Consider the following 16593-nt stretch of genomic DNA (forward strand, 5'->3'; position numbering starts at 1 on the left):
ATTATCAATGAAGTCTGATATTATGAATGACATTGAATATCATTATCAATTAGTAGGGAGATAGAAAAATGAAAAAGTGGATTTGGATTAGTCTTTTAGTAATTGTATGTGCATTAGCAGGATGTACGAAGCAAGAAGAAAAAAGTGTAGAAAAAGAAGCAGATAAACAACAAGATGTAACAGCAGATGTAAAAGAGGATGCATCATCAAAGGCATTTGAAGACGGCGTAGATGAGGAAGCATTTCAAAAAGCGTTAGCAAGTTTCCCGACAGAGGTGCCTGAAAAGATCGTCACAACATCTGTCCCATTAACAGAAATGCTTAACCTATTAGGTATTACACCAGTGGGAGTTCCAACATCGACAAATCCACTTCCTAAAGAATTTGAAGCAATTACGAAGATTGGCTCACCGATGGCACCTGATTTAGAAGTAATTTCAAGTTTACAAACAGAGTTAATTATTGGGGCATCAGCTCTTCAAAGCTCGTTAGATCAAGCACTTACAGGAATGAATATTCCATCAGCATATTTACCGACAGAGTCATATGACGATTTAAAATTAAGTTTCAAAGTACTTGGTACATACTTTGGGAAAGAAGAAAAAATGAATGAAGTGCTACAAAGTATTGTAGCGAAAGAAAATGAACTAGAAGAACAGGGGAAAGGCAAGGAACTTCCATCTGTAATGTTAGTCATTGGTACATCGGATTCATTCATGGTAATGAACGAAAAATCATATTTAGGTAGTTTAGTTGAACGTTTAGGTGCAGATAATATTGCGCAATCCGTGTTAAAAGCAGAATCAACATATTCTCCAATGAATTTAGAAGATATTGTTGTAGCTGATCCAGATATGATTTTTGTATTAGCATCAGGTGATCACGGAGCAAATGAAGATAAATTTAAGCAAGAAATTGAAAAAAATAGTGCATGGACACAATTGTCAGCTTATAAAAATGACAAAATCTATATGCTTGATTATAGTACATTTGGTGTAACATCAATTGCCAATGTCGAAACAGCACTTACAACAATTGCAGATTATTTCTACAAGTAAGAATGAGGTTTAACTATGATTAGTACAACGAGAAGTCGCATAATCGTAATTGCTACCTTTGTGCTGACATTAATAGCAGCAATTGTTGCCATTGGACTTGGAAGTGTCCATATTACAATTCCAGAAATACTATCGACGATATTAAATGGCCGAACAAATGAAGGTGTGTATACAACGATTATCTGGGATATTCGACTGCCGCGTGTGTTACTAGCATTGATTATTGGCGCAAATATTGCAATTTCAGGGGCGCTATTGCAGGCGGTAATGGGAAATCCATTAGCTGACCCAGGATTGACAGGTGTAACAAGTGGTGCTGCTGCCTTTGTGTTACTAATTATGTTAGCAAATCCAGAATTCACAAACTATATTCCGATAGCAGCATTTGTAGGAGGCTTACTTGCAGCAACAATTGTCTATGCATTAGCTTGGCGTCGTTCAGGTATTTCTCCAATTACCATTATTTTGTCAGGTGTGGCTGTTAATGCGCTAGGTGGCGGAATCATTGGTTTCCTATCCATTATGTATAGTGATCGTCTTCCATCTGCTGTGCAATGGTTAAATGGTAGTCTTGCCGCGAAGGGAAATGCTTCGTTACAAATGATTTACCCTTACGCAATTATCGGTTGGATAATTTCAATATTTGCTATCCGAAAAGCAAATATTATCCGATTAGGAGACCAAGTTGCAGTGAACCTCGGTGAAAATGTAACACGTATTCGTATTATGTTATCAATTTTAGCTGTATTTTTAGCTGCTATTTCAGTAGCGGCAATCGGCATGATTGGTTTTGTCGGCTTAATCGTTCCACATATGGCACGCATGCTTGTAGGCTCAGACTATAAGTACATGCTACCGATGAGTATGGCGATGGGAGCGATTGTATTACTTATTGCAGATACAGGTGGTCGGACATTATTTGCCCCACTAGATATTCCAGCGGGGATAATTATGGCTGTTATTGGTGGACCATATTTCTTATATTTAATGCGAAAGAAGGCGTTTTAATTGTTAAAAATTGAAGAGCTATCTGTCCGTTATGAGCAAAAAGAAGTTGTCCATAATTTTTCATTTGATGTCAAAAAAGGAGAGGTCCTATCCATTATCGGGCCGAATGGCTCTGGAAAGTCTACAATACTAAAGGCCATTGCACGTTTGCAGCCTTATAGTGGTGGGACAATTACCTTCGATGGCGAAAACATACGTCGACTTTCGTCTAAGGAAATTGCACAGAAAATGTGCATACTTAGTCAGCGAAATCAAGCACCAGCAGATATTTCAGTTCGTAATTTAGTCGCTTATGGTCGTTACCCACATAAAAAATGGTTTGAACGTTTAAATGCTGAAGATGAAGAAATCATTGATTGGGCATTAGAGAAAACGCAATTAATGCATTATCGAGATCAACCAATAGCAGCGTTATCTGGTGGAGAATCGCAACGCGCATGGATTGCGATGGCATTGACACAGCGACCACAAATTTTATTATTGGATGAGCCTACGACCTATTTAGATATTGCCCATCAACATGAAGTACTGGAATTAGTACGAGAGCTTAATCGTGAAATGGGGATGACGGTTGTCATGGTACTCCATGATCTAAATCAAGCATCTAGTTATAGCGACCAAATTGTCGTTGTAAAGGATGGATACCGAGCACAAATTGGTACACCTGAAGATGTGATGACAGAACAAATGATTCAGCAAATTTATCGGATGGAAGCGGAAATTCAATATGTATCATGGGATTCTGCTCCACGAATTCAATTAAAAAGTACTGTGAAGGCATAGGAGGAAATAGGATGCAAAAAGAAATGAACATGGACCAAATTAAACAAGATTATGAAACGTTTTTACAAGGTAAAAAAAGTTGTGTGCTTAGTCTTGTAGATGCAGAAGGTAAGCCGTTCAGCAGTACTACACCATTTGTTCGACTAAACGGGAAATTCTATGTTTACATTAGTCGAATCGCTGAGCATTTTAAATTAATGGAGCAGTCTCAATTTGTTGATTTAATTTGTGTGGCAGATGAGGCCGTGACAGCGAACCCATTTGCTACAGAGCGTGCACGTTGGCAATGTACACCAACTTTATTAGGTAATGAAGGCTATGAAGAAGTATTTGCATTATTCGATGAAGTGCATAATGCAAAAATGATGCAACTGTTACGCACACTTGATTTTTCATTATTTGAGCTAACGCCATTAGAAGGTCGTTACGTTGTCGGCTTTGGTAAAGCGTTTGATATTGATGTAACTACTGATGCATTAAAACATGTAGTAATTGATAAAAAATAGTATTTAATGGCTTTCCGCAAGGTGTAGCTAAAGTGAAGCCATGCCCGCGAAAAGTGTCTACTCGGCGCGGTAACCCGTAAACAAAATAGCCTGCACCTTATATGTACATCGTAAGCCCCACCACTTTTCTTTTCGTGGTGGGGCTTGTTATATTTAATAGATCTCTTTTGCACTATACAGCACATGGCATTTTCGAAAAACGAAAATACTGATGATGGCGCTAATGACTGTTGGTATTAACATGACGGACAATTTAGCAGCTACCATTGATAAATAGTAATGGATCGGAAAATTGATAGAAAAAATAAGTAATACATAAATGATCATTCTAAAGGACCGCATCCCTTTAGTTTCCTCTATATGATGTGAATAAAATTGCGCACAAACAAGCAAAATAGCGCAGCTAATATTGGCGAAATAAATAGCGAAATGTTCGTAGCTATCGCTATGGACGAAAAACGGTGAAAAATAAATAGGAGCGGATGTAATAAAAAGTAGTGCAATTAAGCCGTAACAATAAAGGTAATCCGCTTGTAACTGCATCTTTTTCGTTAAAGGAAGACTATTAACAAACAGTTCCCATTTCGCTTTATGATCTTGCGTATACATGCTTTCGACGATCGTCGCAGAAAAAATTAACGCAAACATGACGATAGAAGAGTTACTGAAAAAACGTAAGCTTACGAAAGTAATGGTCGCACTAATAGTTAGCACGATTAAAATATACCATTTTTGCATAGACAACCTATGCCATACTAAAGCTTCCATAGTGCATGCAACCTCCCTTCTAAAATTCCTTACGTTTATAGATTGCTGTTGAAATAAGAGATGATAACCATAAAATAAAAAGTCCGATAAAAGGTGCGAGATAGCTCAAATGTTGTAGTTTAGAAACAACTAGCAAAATATTTGCAAAGTACTTATCGAACAAACCGATAAGCAAGCCTGGAATAAAGCATAGGAAAATAAGAACGAATCTTCCTTTTATAGAGCCGAATTTTATATAGATTGGTAATAATAAAGCAAGCATACATAATGCTGCCGCAATAATAAGGTTAAATGTAAGGAAATAATTAGCTGTTTCCCAATTGTTGGTGAAGTGATTAATTATCAAAACAATAGGTAACGCAATAATCAATGCGATAAACATAAGAAAAAGGCCGAGCATGTATTTACTAAGGACAATTTCGCTCTTTGAAATGGGTAAAGTATTGGCATATTTATCAAAATCACATAGTTCATCATAAGTAAGAGCAGTGACTGCTTGAATAATTAGGAGAAATAAAATAAAGGGAAAAATAAAATATCCTTGCCCAAACACATTGGATATAAAAAGAATAGGTAAAAGATAAAGGACTTTTGTCTTTAATTGCCGTTGAATGGTCATTAAATCTTTCACTAGAAGAGCAGTCATAATTGAACACTACCTTTCACGTAAAATAGCATGATATCTTCTATAGTAGGCCTTTCAACGGTAAATGCTTCACTTATTTCATTTTTTAGAACAAGTACCTCAAGCCCGAAAGCGCCATTACGTTTACGGATAATGGCTTGCTCAGGTAAATCGCTTACTTCCTCTTTGTTGCCTTTGAAAATAGCGTAGTCATACAGCAAGATATCCTTGCTTTCACTAAACAAAATTTCTCCATTATGAATGAATGTTATATAATCCGCTATCTTTTCCAAATCACTCGTTATATGTGATGAAAATAAAATGCTATGTGTTTCGTCCTGCATAAAATCTAAAAATAAGTCGAGAATTTCATCACGTATAATGGGATCTAGTCCACTTGTCGGTTCATCTAAAATTAATAATTTAGGATGATGCGATAACGCTAATGCAATCGACAGCTTCATCCTCATTCCACGGGATAACTTCTTTACCTTTTTTCGCTCAGGTACTTTAAATTGAGCCAATCGCTCAAAATAATAGGTAGAATCCCATGTGTTAAATACTTTTTTCATGAATTTGTCGAGCTGCGTCGCATTAAGCGTTTCAGGTATGTGCAAGTCGTCGAAAACGACACCAATGTCGTTTTTTATCGCAAGCTCATGTTCGACAATATCTTTGCCGAAAAGAAAAATTTCGCCATATTCTTTTTTTAATAAATTGAGCATGCATTTAATGGTAGTTGACTTGCCTGCACCGTTCTCGCCAACAAAGCCCATAACAGTTCCTTGAGGTACTGAAAAACTAATATCCTTTAATGAGAAACCTGCAAAGCTTTTGTGTACATCGTGAATTTCGATGGCATTCATTTAGTGGTCCTCCTCTACAATTAACGAAAGTAAGTCTGCTAATTCCTCTTTTGTAAGCCCTGCAGTTTTAGCTGTTTTGACGGCTTTGTGCAAATGCTCCTCTACTTGACGCAATAATTCCTCACGAAGAAAGTCTTGGTTGCGTTCAGTGACAAAACTGCCCTTCCCAGCGACCGTTTCAATGAAGCCATCTCGCTCCAAATCTGCATAAGCCCGTTTTGTTGTCATAACGCTAATTTTAAGATCCTTTGCGAGTGCACGAATAGAGGGGAGTGCATCGCCAGCTTGTAATTTATTAGCTAAAATTGCCTCTTTTAGCTGTATAGTAATTTGCTCGTAAATTGGTTTATCACTCGCATTACTTAAATGGATATGCACCAATCTTCACCTCTCATTTTTCTAAAACTGTATATACACAATATACACAGTTCGGTCAAAAGTTGCAACATTGAAGTACTTTCAATATCGGGCACGATTTGCAAAAACTCGGCATATATTGGGTTAACGGCTCAAGGAGGGAGATGAGGCATGCTATTATCTGAAATGGTGGATAAAGAGTTAATTCAAGTTGAAGGTGGTGTACATTTTGGCATACTGGCCCACACAGAATGCCTATTAGATGTGCAAACAGGAAAGATACATGGATTTGAGATTATTAAAGAAAAATTACCATTCCAAAAGAAGAAAGTGAAAGTTAGCGAAATGATTCCATGGCATGAAATTATATTAATTGGGGAAGATCGTATTTTATTTAACAAAACAACGACGGTACAGTCCGAATTTTTACAGTGAGGTGAGCTTTTGGAAAACGAAAAATGGCTGGTGATCGGCGAGGACTCAAGATTGAAAGAATTAGCAACGATGCTACGTAGTCCTTCACGTACAGTATTCTATAAAAGAACTTCTGTTTGGAATGAGGAGTTAAATAAACTTGTTTTAGAGTTTCAGCCTAATAAAATTATTCTGCCTATACTTCCTTTGAAGATAGAAGTAGAACAATTATATGGCATATCACAAGTTAAGTTTTATACTGGGCGATTGACAATGCATTGGAAACAATTGCTTGAAAAAAATGAGACCAATTGTTATTTACAGCAAGAGTCCTTTATTTGGCAAAATGCAAGGTTGACAGCGGAGGGATTTATCGCAACGTTTTACGGACTCGAGCAGAAATGTATTTACGGACAAAACTTTACTATCGCAGGCTTTGGGCGCATCGCCAAAATGCTCGCTTCTTTACTTGTAAAAATGGGTGCTAATGTCCATATTGTTGCGCGTTCAGTGGTACAAGTGAGTGAAGCGAAAGCTTATGGCTATAAAGCGTCTGATTTAGATGATCGCAAATGGTCGGTACATGATGGTATTTTCATCAATACGATTCCTGCCAAATGGATTACAGAATCGTTTCAAGATTATGTGCCTGCCGTGTTATATGATTTAGCTTCAGAGCCAGGCTGCTTAGATATTGATGCTGACCAGTTACAGACATATGTACTATTGCCATCATTACCTGGGAAATACTTTGCACATAATGCGGCAGAAATTTTGTGCAAGGCAATAGAGGAGGAAGAAAATTGCTGACGGGTAAACGAATTGGTTTAGGTATTACGGCTTCACATTGCACGTATGAGGATGTTGTACCCAAAATTCAAAACTTTATCAATGCAGGGGCTACAGTTATCCCGATTATTACCCACTCGGTATTACATGCCGCGACACGTTTCGGTACAGGAGAAGAATGGATAGAAAAAATTGAGGCACTGACAGGAGAAAAAGTTATTTCTTCTATAAAAGAAGCAGAACCATTTGGACCATCCAACCCATTGGATGCAATGGTGATAGCGCCAATGACAGGTAATAGTATTAGCAAATTTGCCAATGCAGCGACAGATAGCCCTGTGTTGATGGCGGCAAAGGCAACGTTACGAAATGGTTCGCCTGTCGTTTTAGGCATTTCCACAAACGATGCGCTTGGACTTAACGGCATCAATATTATGAAATTGCTCAATTCAAAAAATATCTACTTTATCCCATTCGGTCAGGATTCTCCACATGGAAAACCGAATTCTTTAATAGCTGATTTTACTCAAATGGTCGAGACGGTTGATGCAGCAATTACGCATAAAAAACAATTACAGCCATTGTTGATACAATATTTCAAATAAATCATTAATTGCACACAATTTTCAGTATTTTTATGATACAATAGCACACATTATGGAACTTGTATTCAAGGAGAGATGACAGATGACTAAGCAGTTAACAGTTGCAGTTGTAGGGGCAACAGGAGCAGTAGGTTCAAAAATGATGGAACAGCTAATTAAACGAAAATTTCCAATAGGACACATTAAATTTTTAGCTTCTGCACGTTCTGCAGGAAAACCAATCGAATTTAATGGTAAGACATATACAATTGAAGAAGCGACACCAGAAGCTTTTGAAGGCGTCAATGTCGCTTTATTCTCTGCGGGTGGTTCTGTATCGGCAGTACTAGCGCCTGAAGCGGCAAAACGCGGGGCAGTAGTTATTGACAATACGAGCCATTTCCGTATGGATCCAGAGGTACCGCTAGTTGTACCTGAAGTGAATCGCGGCGATCTTGCTAAACATAATGGGATAATCGCAAATCCAAACTGCTCTACAATTCAAATGGTTGCAGCACTTGAACCAATTCGTGCGACATTTGGCTTAACGAAGGTATTAGTATCAACATACCAAGCAGTTTCTGGTGCAGGGATTTCTGCAATTGAAGAATTAAAAGCACAAAGCGCAAACTGGGATGCAGGTAAAGATGTAGAAGCAAATATTTTACCAAGTGGTGGCGACAAACGTCATTTCCCAATTGCTCGTAATGTCATTCCACAAATCGATAAATTTACAGACAATGGCTTTACATACGAAGAAATGAAAATGATTAATGAAACGAAAAAAATTATGCATGCACCAGAGTTAAAAGTGGCTGCTACTTGCGTACGTGTACCAGTCGTTTCAGGACATTCTGAATCTGTTTATATTGAAGTAGAAAAAGATACAACAGTTGAAGGGATTTTCGAAGTATTACGTCATGCACCTGGAATTGTTTTACAGGATGATATCGCAACACAAACTTACCCAATGCCAATTTACGCTGAAGGGGAAGATGCTACCTTTGTAGGACGTATCCGTCAAGACTTAGACAATAAAAAGGGATTCCATCTATGGATCGTATCAGATAATTTATTAAAAGGCGCTGCATTGAACTCTATCCAAATTGCAGAAGCAATGCTTGAGGATAACTTACTATAAGAGGGGTGTAAGGATGAATTTAGGTCGAATTGGAACGGCAATGATAACGCCGTTTAAGGAAGATGGTACGATTAATTATCCAGAACTAGAACGTATTATTAATTACTTAATAGATAATGGCACTGATTGCATTGTTGCATGTGGCACAACCTCCGAAAACCCAACTATGACCACAGAAGAAAAAATTGAAGTTGTAAGATTTACAGTAGAGAAAGTAGCAGGCCGTGTACCAGTTATTGCAGGTACAGGTGATAATGAAACGGCTTATTCTATTGCAATGACGCATAAAGCCGAAGAAAATGGTGCTGATGGTATTATGTTAGTAGCACCATATTATAATAAGCCAAATCAACGAGGGATTTACGCGCACTTTGAAACTATTGCAAAAGAAACTAGGCTGCCTGTAATGCTTTATAATGTACCGGGACGTACAGGTGTAAACGTAGCATATGAGACGTCAGTTGATTTAAGTAAAATTCCTAATATCTCTTGGATTAAAGAGGCGAGCGGGAATTTAGATCAAATGGGCGATATTATAGAAAACGTTGAAGCTGTTGATAATTTCTTTGTATATAGTGGAGATGACGGATTAACATTACCGTTGCTTGCAATAGGTGGCGCTGGTGTAATTTCAGTAGCGTCGCATGTTGTTGGAAATGATATGCAGCTAATGATTAAATTGTTTGAAGAAGGTAAACATCAACAAGCTGCAAAAATTCATAGAGCATTATTACCATTAGTACGTGCATTGTTTGCACAACCAAATCCTTCACCAGTAAAATACGCAATGACTAAATTAGGCTTTGATACATTAAATGTTCGTCTACCAATGGTAGAAATGACCGATGAAGAAAAAGCAAACTTTGATTTAGTATGGGAAACCTATCAAGAAAAAGCAAAAAGTTTTAGATAGTGATAGATGATACTATAGACAAACTCAGCAATAGGAGTTTGTCTATAGTTTTTTTACATTGCGATGCCATTCACTACGTAAAAATCCACTTTGCTTTCCGTGGGCACGTAGGAGTCTTCGTGGATTTTTACTTGATATTAAATATATAAATTGTCAGAATTCAGAATTGTTTGAGTGACTGGCACTACGTTTCTATGTAAAACCTACATTTTTAATTTGTGCAAAAGCCTTGCAAACCGTATAATGAAAATAAGTGGTTGCTGTTCGGGATATTTTTTAGGAGGAAACAAATTGACAAAAAAGAAAAATGAACTTATTCGCATCATTCCACTAGGTGGCGTGGGCGAAATCGGAAAAGCAATGTGCGTAGTAGAAATTGACGAAGAGCTATTTGTAGTAGATAGCGGTTTAATGTTCCCAGAAGACGAGATGCTGGGCATTGACATCGTAATTCCTGATATTACGTATTTAGAAGAAAACAAAGAGCGTGTGAAAGGGATTTTCTTAACACATGGTCACGAGGATGCTATTGGCTCGATTGCTTATATTTTACAAAAAGTGAAAGCGCCAGTGTATGGATCAAAATTAACGATTGCGCTCGCAAAAGAACATTTAAAGGAATTACCTGCACCACATCAGGTGAAGTTCTTTGAAGTAACAAACCGAAGCCGTATGAATTTTAATTCTACGTATGTAACATTCTTCCATACAACACATAGTATTCCCGATTCATTAGGGGTTGTGTTCCATACTTCTGAAGGGGCGATTGTTCATACAGGAGAGTTTAAATTCGACCAATCTGCGACAGGTAAGTTCAAGCCAGATTTAGCAAAAATGGCGCAGTTAGGTGAAGAAGGCGTATTTATTTTACTTTCTGAGTCTTGTGAAGCAGAGCGACCAGGCTATACGACATCTGAAATTGTGATTGAGGAACAACTATCAAAAACTTTCCATTCAGCACCAGGTCGTATTTTAGTAGCTGTATACGCATCGAACTTCATTCGTATTCAACAAGTATTAACGCAAGCTCAAAAATCATTCCGTAAAGTGGCGATTGTAGGAAAACCTTTAGAAAAAGCTGTTGATTTAGGTGTACAGTTAGGTTATTTAACGGTTGAAGAAGATACTATTATTCCTATCTCTGAGATACAAAAATATCAAGAAGAAGAAATTATTATTATCGCAACAGGTAATAGAGGCGAACCGCTAGATGCGCTTGAAAAAATCGTTCGCAAGCATCACCGAGATATTAAGATTAAACAAAATGATACAGTACTCATTACGTTTACTCCGTCTCCAGGCATGGAAGTACAAATGGCTAACACAATGAACTCCATTGCAAAAGCAGGAGCTGAAATTTTAACATCAAGCAAAAATGTCCATGTTTCTGGGCACGGCAGCCAAGAAGATTTAAAGCTAATGCTGAATTTAATGCAGCCAAAGTACTTTATCCCTGTTCAAGGTGAATATCGTATGCTTATTGCACACTCTAAGTTAGCTCAACAATTAGGGATGCAAAAATCACAAATTTTCATCGCCGATAAAGGTGATATTGTAGAATATAAAAATGGTAAAATGCGCATGAGCGGTCGTGTACAAGCTGGCAATGTATTAATTGACGGTATTGGTGTAGGCGATGTTGGAAACATTGTTTTACGTGATCGTAAATTACTATCACAAGATGGTATATTCATTGTTGTTGTCACATTAAACCGCGCACAAAAGAAAATCGCATCAGGTCCCGAAATCTTATCGCGAGGTTTTGTCTATGTACGTGAATCAGAGCAACTGATGGTGGAAGCATCGGAAATTGCGAAAAACGTCATTGAAAAATACGTTGGAAAAGATACATTTGAATGGACAAACATTAAGCAAGAAATTCGAGATACATTGAATACTTATTTATTCCAAAAAACGAAGCGCCGCCCAATGATTATCCCAATCATTATGGAATATTAAAATTTTAAATGACTATCTTTACGCACGTTGCTAATAACGTGACATTTACGTAGCATTGCCGATTGAATTTTCAAAAGGTTTGCTGAATGTCTAATATGAAAATACGACATTACCTATGCAAGTAACCTTTGAAAAAGGCCTTGCCCACTGGTGAAAGTTGTTTTTAGAGCAAGGTATGGAAAAGTAGCGAAGGAGAAAGGATTTTCTAGCCGATAATAACGGTGGAAAATCCTTTTTTTGAAATAATCGGGTTCTACATGATATTATTCGCTACATATATAGAATGGATTGCAAAAGAAGGTGAAAAAGATGGCAAGTAGTAAAAGAAGAAAAACAACAAAATCAAAACCAACATCTGACAAAAAAGAAATGCATCCACTCATGTACGAAATTTTAGGGCTCATCTTAATCGCAATTGCGGTCATTATGATTTTTGAATATGGCATGATTGGACGTATTTTACAAACAATTGCCATGTTCCTTTTAGGGAATTTACATTTTGCAGTGCCATTTATGCTGATATTTGTTGCATTGCTCCTAATGATTGGGCAGAAAAAAGTAAGCATGAAGGATCGACTAATTTTAGGGATGCTGTTAATTGTCATGAGCTTAACTATTTTTAGTCATGGGATTTTATTTGAGCAATTATCTAAATCAGGTGGGTTATTATCTGAGTCGGTTTTGAGAGAGTCGTGGCGAATATTAATTAATTCAGAGGGTGTGATTCATCGCAGTGATGCCCTTGGTGGCGGAATGGTAGGCGCCTTGTTATTTAGTGGCCTCCATGTATTATTTGAAGCGACAGGTGCGAAAGTAGTTGCTTGGGTTATTTTCTTTATCGGCTTAATTTTAGTGACGGGCAAGGCACTCGTTCCATATTTAGCTGAAAAAATGCCTGTACTTTTTGGGAAATGGCAAAAAAAACATAAAGAAAAGAAAAAAAATACGCCAAAGAAACCAAAACGTCGCCGTTCAAGAGCAGAAAGTACGGCCGACGAAGTTGCGGCTGTTGACCATGCCCATGATGTACATGAAGAAGAAGAGATTTCTCATGAGCCTATCATCTCAGCCTTTACACAAAATGTATCACATGAACGAGAAGAAACGCTGCCAATAGCTGAGAACGTGGAAGTGGAAGAGGGAGAAAGCATGGATGACGTCCATATTGGCAGTGCAGATGCTGTAGAAAATGCAGATTATCAGCTACCCTCATTCAATCTTTTGCAAATGCCTCCTCAGCATGACCAGAGTGGTGAATATTCCGTAATTCAAGCAAATGCGAAAAAGTTAGAGCAAACATTGCAAAGTTTCGGAGTGAAGGCAAAAGTGACGCAAGTCCATTTAGGACCTGCGGTTACGAAATATGAAATATTGCCAGATATCGGCGTAAAAGTAAGTAAAATAGTTAACCTTCAGGACGACCTAGCTTTAGCACTTGCAGCGAAGGATATTCGTATGGAGGCACCGATTCCTGGTAAATCGGCAATTGGTATTGAAGTACCAAATAGTGAGGTAGCAATTGTGACATTGCGAGAAGTGCTGGAATCAAAGGATGGAGCGAAACCAGATGCATTGTTACAAGTAGCGCTTGGCCGTGATATTACTGGACAAGCCGTGTTAGCAGAGCTTAATAAAATGCCGCACTTACTTGTAGCGGGTTCAACGGGCAGTGGGAAAAGTGTGTGTATAAATGGCATTGTGGTATCCATACTAATGCGAACAAAGCCACATGAAGTGAAACTGATGATGATTGACCCTAAAATGGTGGAATTGAATGTTTATAACGGGATTCCACATTTGTTAGCGCCAGTTGTAACCGATGCTCGAAAAGCGTCACAAGCACTTAAAAAAGTAGTATCGGAAATGGAACGACGCTATGATTTATTTTCACATACGGGTACTCGAAATATAGAAGGCTATAATGGCCATGTCCAAAAAGTAAATGAGCAAACAGAGGAAAAGCATCCGAAGTTGCCGTATATCGTTGTGATTGTCGATGAGTTAGCAGATTTAATGATGGTAGCCTCAAATGACGTCGAGGATTCCATTACACGTTTAGCGCAGATGGCTCGTGCAGCAGGTATTCATTTAATTTTAGCGACTCAAAGACCAAGCGTTGATGTTTTAACGGGTGTTATTAAGGCAAACATTCCTTCACGAATAGCATTTGCTGTGTCATCAGCGATTGATTCGAGAACAATTTTAGATATGGGTGGGGCAGAACGTTTGCTTGGCCGTGGCGATATGTTATTTTTACCTGCGGGTGCTTCTAAACCTAAACGAGTACAAGGGGCATTTTTATCTGATCAGGAAGTTGAAGCAGTTGTTGATTTTGTTATAGAACAACAAAAAGCGCAGTATCAAGAAGAGATGATTCCGAGTGAAGAAGAAACAATTTTAGAAGAAACAGATGAATTATTTGACGAGGCAGTCCAATTAGTTGTCAATATGCAGACAGCTTCGGTGTCCATGCTACAGCGTCGCTTCCGTATTGGCTATTCTCGCGCTGCTCGCATCGTCGATCAGATGGAACAACGCGGTATTGTCGGGCCTCCAGAGGGCAGTAAGCCTCGCCAAGTACTTATCCATCAGTACGATAACTAATTCCTGAAAAAGGAAAAGTAATCATTTTTTTCAGTATTTATGTCCAAATGTTTGCAACAAAAAGAAGGAAAAAATGATTTCTATAATTGATTTTGCTTAAAATAGTTTATTTCATTCTGCAAAAATGTTATATTTATGAACGATTAGTAGGAATGTTGTACATCAGATGTCTGATCTCTGATTTTGGTGGTGATTTATGTGACTATAAAAGCAGATCATCGTCATCTCTATCTTCAAGTAATTGATCGTTTAAAGTCTGACATTGAGACGGGCGTTTTTAAAGAAAATGAAAAACTTCCTTCAGAGTTTGAATTATCGAAATCACTAGGGGTAAGTCGAGCAACACTTAGGGAAGCGCTTCGACTGTTGGAAGAGGAAAATGTGATTGTGCGTCGACATGGGGTTGGTACTTTTGTAAATCCTAAGCCGTTGTTTACTTCAGGCATCGAGCATTTATCTAGTATTTCTTCTATGATCGAAACAGCAGGTATGGAACCAGGGTCTCGTTTTTTAAAGGCAACGGAGAATATCCCTTCTGATGAAGATTTAAAACGCTTCCAATGTGATGGCGAGGATAAAATACTCACGATTGAACGTGTCAGAACTGCGGATGGTGAGCCAGTAGTTTATTGTATAGACAAATTACCAGCCAGCTTCCTGCCTACTGACTTTGTTGACAAAAAAGAAGTTTCACTTTTCTCTGCACTTGAACAATCGGGTAAAATTCATGTTGCCTATGCTGTAACTTATATTGATCCAGTCGGGTATCATGAACAAGCATCACCGATATTAAATTGTGGTCGTGAAACTGCTCTTTTAGTATTGAAACAGCTCCATTATGATGATAATGATCAAGTAGTGCTGTATTCAAAAAATTATTTCCGAGCTGATAAATTCAGCTTCCATGTAGTACGTAAACGGGTGTAGAACATTTCTAAATTATTTTCCTGCTAATTACAATACCTCGGGGGGTTAACAAAATGAAAAAACGTAAATTTGGTTTAGTATTATCTTCAGTTTTAGCTGCAAGTGCAATTTTAGGTGCATGTGGTGCGAAAGACGAAGAAAAACCTGCAAAAGACAATGCGGCATCAGGAGACAAAAACACTGAGGAAACTTTCTCAGTAGGTATGGTTACTGACGTAGGTGGCGTTGATGACAAATCATTTAACCAATCTGCTTGGGAAGGTGTTCAAGCTTACGGTAAAGAACACAACCTAAAAAAAGGTGATGGATTCGACTACTTACAATCAGCTTCTGACGCTGACTATGAAACAAACTTAAACAACTTAATTCGTCGTGACTTTAACTTAGTATTCGGTATTGGTTTCATGATGGCTGATGCAATTGAAGCAGTAGCAACTGAAAACCCAGACAATCATTTTGCATTAATCGATGCTGAAGTAAAAGACGAAAACGTTGTATCTGTTCTTTTCAAAGAGCAAGAAGGCGCATTCTTAGCGGGTGTAGCTGCTGCTAAAATGTCTAAATCAGGTAAAATCGGTTTCGTAGGTGGCGTAGATATTCCAGTAATCAATCGTTTTGAAGCTGGTTTCGTTGAAGGTGCTAAAGCTGTTAACCCTGATATCGAAATTCAACGCAACTATACAGGTGCATTTGACAAAGCGGATCTTGGTAAAATCGCTGCAAACAGCATGTACTCTTCAGGCGTAGATATTATCTTCCACGCTGCTGGTGCAACTGGTAACGGTGTATTCTCTGAAGCTAAAGAACGTAAAGCAAAAGATCCTAATGCCAATGTTTGGGTAATCGGTGTAGACGCTGACCAATACGATGAAGGTAAAGTAGATGATAAAACAAACATTACTTTAACTTCTATGTTAAAAGGTGTTAACGAAGCAGTAGTAGATATTTCAAACAAAGCGAAAAATGGTGAATTCCCAGGTGGTACAACAGTTGTTTACGGTCTAGCTGAAGACGGCGTTAAACTTGCTGACTCTCGTGGTGCAATTCCAGCAGACGTACAAGCTGTTATTGACGAATATAAAGAAAAAATTGCTAGCGGTGAAATCGTAGTTCCAGAAAAAGTGGAAAAATAATTCATCTCTGAATCATCATAAGGGCTTTACAACTGCCCTTATGATGATTTTTCAATCTATCGTTATATTTAGACTATTTGTAATACTCTGTTGGATATATTTTATTTTTATATTATTTTTCCATATTAAAATAAGATTATTATATTATCGTAAGCTTA

Annotated in this window: 17 protein-coding genes; 13 read left to right on the forward strand and 4 right to left on the reverse strand. The window is 37.9% G+C overall.

Translation table 11 applies throughout. The features are described 5' to 3' along the window. Nucleotides 1-68: 68 nt before the first annotated feature. The 4 genes from ACIQ1H_RS11600 to ACIQ1H_RS11615 are packed head-to-tail and all read left to right on the forward strand — an operon-like array spanning nucleotide 69 to nucleotide 3355. The gene (locus ACIQ1H_RS11600) at nucleotides 69-1058 is read left to right on the forward strand and encodes an ABC transporter substrate-binding protein (protein WP_402888889.1); all 990 of its coding nucleotides are present in this window, start codon (nucleotides 69-71) and stop codon (nucleotides 1056-1058) included. Nucleotides 1059-1073: 15 nt separating this feature from the next. Beyond that, the gene (locus tag ACIQ1H_RS11605; protein ID WP_402888891.1) at nucleotides 1074-2066 is read left to right on the forward strand and encodes a FecCD family ABC transporter permease; all 993 of its coding nucleotides are present in this window, start codon (nucleotides 1074-1076) and stop codon (nucleotides 2064-2066) included. Next, entirely contained in the window at nucleotides 2067-2849 is a 783-nt protein-coding gene (locus tag ACIQ1H_RS11610; protein WP_402888893.1) for an ABC transporter ATP-binding protein, read from the forward strand. It abuts the gene before it with no gap. Nucleotides 2850-2860: 11 nt separating this feature from the next. Next, complete coding sequence (locus tag ACIQ1H_RS11615; protein WP_402888895.1) at nucleotides 2861-3355, forward strand: HugZ family pyridoxamine 5'-phosphate oxidase; 495 nt, start codon at nucleotides 2861-2863, stop codon at nucleotides 3353-3355. 153 nt (nucleotides 3356-3508) lie between these two features. Here the strand turns inward: ACIQ1H_RS11615 and ACIQ1H_RS11620 are convergent, their stop codons facing one another. From ACIQ1H_RS11620 to ACIQ1H_RS11635, 4 genes are read right to left on the reverse strand one after another with little or no spacing between them, the layout of a single operon-like run. Then, on the reverse strand, nucleotides 3509-4123 hold the full coding sequence (locus ACIQ1H_RS11620; RefSeq protein WP_402888897.1) for an ABC-2 transporter permease: 615 nt from the start codon (nucleotides 4121-4123) through the stop codon (nucleotides 3509-3511). A 19-nt stretch (nucleotides 4124-4142) separates the two neighbouring features. Continuing rightward, the gene (locus ACIQ1H_RS11625; RefSeq protein ID WP_402888899.1) at nucleotides 4143-4769 is read right to left on the reverse strand and encodes an ABC-2 transporter permease; all 627 of its coding nucleotides are present in this window, start codon (nucleotides 4767-4769) and stop codon (nucleotides 4143-4145) included. Beyond that, nucleotides 4766-5614, reverse strand: coding sequence for an ABC transporter ATP-binding protein (locus ACIQ1H_RS11630; protein ID WP_402888901.1), 849 nt, complete (start codon nucleotides 5612-5614; stop codon nucleotides 4766-4768). The genes ACIQ1H_RS11625 and ACIQ1H_RS11630 overlap by 4 nt, the downstream gene beginning before the upstream one ends. After that, nucleotides 5615-5992: a GntR family transcriptional regulator gene (locus ACIQ1H_RS11635; RefSeq protein WP_402888902.1), complete on the reverse strand. Its 378-nt coding sequence runs from the start codon at nucleotides 5990-5992 to the stop codon at nucleotides 5615-5617. A 150-nt stretch (nucleotides 5993-6142) separates the two neighbouring features. On the opposite strand from ACIQ1H_RS11635, the gene ACIQ1H_RS11640 reads away from it, so the two are divergent. The 9 genes from ACIQ1H_RS11640 to ACIQ1H_RS11680 all read left to right on the forward strand — a co-directional run bounded on the left by ACIQ1H_RS11640 (nucleotide 6143) and on the right by ACIQ1H_RS11680 (nucleotide 16435). Next, entirely contained in the window at nucleotides 6143-6406 is a 264-nt protein-coding gene (locus tag ACIQ1H_RS11640) for a YlmC/YmxH family sporulation protein (RefSeq protein WP_173477709.1), read from the forward strand. 9 nt (nucleotides 6407-6415) lie between these two features. Continuing rightward, nucleotides 6416-7195: a dipicolinate synthase gene (locus tag ACIQ1H_RS11645; protein ID WP_173477708.1), complete on the forward strand. Its 780-nt coding sequence runs from the start codon at nucleotides 6416-6418 to the stop codon at nucleotides 7193-7195. After that, complete coding sequence (locus ACIQ1H_RS11650; RefSeq protein ID WP_173477707.1) at nucleotides 7189-7779, forward strand: dipicolinate synthase subunit B; 591 nt, start codon at nucleotides 7189-7191, stop codon at nucleotides 7777-7779. Before ACIQ1H_RS11645 ends, ACIQ1H_RS11650 begins: the two co-directional genes overlap by 7 nt. Nucleotides 7780-7861: 82 nt before the next feature. Then, nucleotides 7862-8899 (forward strand): aspartate-semialdehyde dehydrogenase, encoded by a 1038-nt coding sequence (locus ACIQ1H_RS11655; RefSeq protein ID WP_173477706.1) that lies wholly within the window; start codon nucleotides 7862-7864, stop codon nucleotides 8897-8899. 13 nt (nucleotides 8900-8912) lie between these two features. Continuing rightward, a complete protein-coding gene (gene dapA, locus ACIQ1H_RS11660; protein WP_402888905.1) occupies nucleotides 8913-9812 on the forward strand; it encodes a 4-hydroxy-tetrahydrodipicolinate synthase in 900 nt (299 codons plus the stop codon). Between the two features lie 291 nt (nucleotides 9813-10103). Then, on the forward strand, nucleotides 10104-11771 hold the full coding sequence (locus ACIQ1H_RS11665; RefSeq protein WP_173477704.1) for a ribonuclease J: 1668 nt from the start codon (nucleotides 10104-10106) through the stop codon (nucleotides 11769-11771). Between the two features lie 309 nt (nucleotides 11772-12080). Then, nucleotides 12081-14375, forward strand: coding sequence for an FtsK/SpoIIIE family DNA translocase (locus ACIQ1H_RS11670; RefSeq protein WP_402888907.1), 2295 nt, complete (start codon nucleotides 12081-12083; stop codon nucleotides 14373-14375). Between the two features lie 198 nt (nucleotides 14376-14573). Next, on the forward strand, nucleotides 14574-15302 hold the full coding sequence (locus ACIQ1H_RS11675; protein WP_139860220.1) for a GntR family transcriptional regulator: 729 nt from the start codon (nucleotides 14574-14576) through the stop codon (nucleotides 15300-15302). 53 nt (nucleotides 15303-15355) lie between these two features. Beyond that, nucleotides 15356-16435 carry a BMP family lipoprotein gene (locus ACIQ1H_RS11680; RefSeq protein WP_173477702.1) on the forward strand — a complete coding sequence of 360 codons (1080 nt, stop codon included), beginning with the start codon at nucleotides 15356-15358 and terminating at the stop codon, nucleotides 16433-16435. Nucleotides 16436-16593: the final 158 nt, after the last annotated feature.

The sequence above is a fragment of the Lysinibacillus sp. NPDC097279 genome, from assembly GCF_044761745.1.
In the GTDB taxonomy this organism is placed as follows: domain Bacteria; phylum Bacillota; class Bacilli; order Bacillales_A; family Planococcaceae; genus Lysinibacillus.

Excerpts from the sequence above, each read along its gene's own strand:
- ACIQ1H_RS11600 (WP_402888889.1), top strand. The coding sequence starts at position 69 with ATGAAAAAGTGGATTTGGATTAGTCTTTTAGTAATTGTATGTGCATTA.
- ACIQ1H_RS11605 (WP_402888891.1), top strand. The coding sequence starts at position 1,074 with ATGATTAGTACAACGAGAAGTCGCATAATCGTAATTGCTACCTTTGTG.
- ACIQ1H_RS11615 (WP_402888895.1), top strand. The coding sequence starts at position 2,861 with ATGCAAAAAGAAATGAACATGGACCAAATTAAACAAGATTATGAAACG.
- ACIQ1H_RS11620 (WP_402888897.1), bottom strand. The coding sequence starts at position 4,123 with ATGGAAGCTTTAGTATGGCATAGGTTGTCTATGCAAAAATGGTATATT.
- ACIQ1H_RS11625 (WP_402888899.1), bottom strand. The coding sequence starts at position 4,769 with ATGACTGCTCTTCTAGTGAAAGATTTAATGACCATTCAACGGCAATTA.
- ACIQ1H_RS11630 (WP_402888901.1), bottom strand. The coding sequence starts at position 5,614 with ATGAATGCCATCGAAATTCACGATGTACACAAAAGCTTTGCAGGTTTC.
- ACIQ1H_RS11640 (WP_173477709.1), top strand. The coding sequence starts at position 6,143 with ATGCTATTATCTGAAATGGTGGATAAAGAGTTAATTCAAGTTGAAGGT.
- ACIQ1H_RS11655 (WP_173477706.1), top strand. The coding sequence starts at position 7,862 with ATGACTAAGCAGTTAACAGTTGCAGTTGTAGGGGCAACAGGAGCAGTA.
- dapA (WP_402888905.1), top strand. The coding sequence starts at position 8,913 with ATGAATTTAGGTCGAATTGGAACGGCAATGATAACGCCGTTTAAGGAA.
- ACIQ1H_RS11670 (WP_402888907.1), top strand. The coding sequence starts at position 12,081 with ATGGCAAGTAGTAAAAGAAGAAAAACAACAAAATCAAAACCAACATCT.
- ACIQ1H_RS11680 (WP_173477702.1), top strand. The coding sequence starts at position 15,356 with ATGAAAAAACGTAAATTTGGTTTAGTATTATCTTCAGTTTTAGCTGCA.